At 40.3% G+C, this 1,091-nt stretch carries 1 protein-coding gene; it reads right to left on the bottom strand.

The window, feature by feature from the left end; translation table 11 throughout:
• Positions 1-500: 500 nt before the first annotated feature.
• A partial coding sequence (locus ABG996_RS10645) for a hypothetical protein (protein ID WP_430733572.1) occupies positions 501-1,091 on the bottom strand: 591 nt, incomplete at its 5' end.

The following is a 1,091-nucleotide window of genomic DNA, read 5'->3' as shown; positions in this document are numbered from 1 at the left end:
ATAAAAGGATTTTCTTCGTTCTTTTGAAAATCGGTTAACTTAACTGCTTTTTTATTTTCCATTTTGATGTGTTTTTGGGAAATATTATTCTCCACAAAGTAAACTATTATTTTCCATAAAAACAATATTAAGGGAAATATTATTTTCCTGTTTAGTATTATATTAGGAAATCAGTATTTTCTAGATTGGAAAATGAGAATTTCCAATATGGAAAATGCCCTATATTGTGTATCAAGTACTTAACTTATTCTATTTCTTCTATTCTTAATATACCCCCAAAACAGCACAAAATCAGTCACTTAAAAATCATCGGTCGGGGAGCGCCCAGCGGCAAGGGGCGGGACCACCCGTCCCGACGAGCGCCACACCATAAACTTTTTTTAGAATAAGCACACAACCGTTTTCCGAACCCTGCAAAATTTCTTCCGAATCCGAACGACGTAACACTCCATTGAGAGAGGCTGCCGTTTGGTCGCTCCCCCTTTGGGGGCGGGGGGGGGTTACATACCCATACCGAAACCTCTGCTTCTGGTGATTTGCTTGAGTAGGTCTTTCCCCTCTTCCATAGCTTTTGATATGTTTGGGAAATGATGCCTTAAAGCCTCCAGTTGTTCGGAATTGAACAAGTCTTTCATCTTACCAAGTTCTTTTTTCAATTCCTTGGTTTCGGTCTTTAGTTCTTGGTTCTCCGTCCTTAATCGGTTACTGGTTGTCCTTGCGTTGTCCATTTGTTGTCTATAATACTCCTTGTCGTTCTCGGCTTTGAATACCTTTGTGCCGTTTCGCTCTTTTTCAAGTATAGCCTTTCCCAGTCTATCGGATAGCTGTTCATTTTCCCCCTCTAAAGCCTTTACTTTGGCTTTTAAGGCATCCTTTTCCCTATCGTTGACTGTTTTTCCAATCAAGCCGTAAAACTTCTCTGAAGCCTTAGAAATGAGTTTTTGGACGTTCTTCTTTGTTTCAATGGAACGTAGTTCTTTCTGAAGCTGAAGAAGCTGGTTTTGCACGTCCTTGTGCTTGTCTAACGCACTGGATATATCGTTGGATAGTTCCTGAAGCTGTTCTTTCGCACATTCGGTCTTGTACTGCAT

The sequence above is a fragment of the Collinsella aerofaciens genome (genome assembly GCF_039836695.1).
Lineage (GTDB): Bacteria > Actinomycetota > Coriobacteriia > Coriobacteriales > Coriobacteriaceae > Collinsella > Collinsella aerofaciens_BD.
Note: the sequence above shows the minus strand (reverse complement) of the source record. Positions and strands in the feature narration are given on the sequence as shown.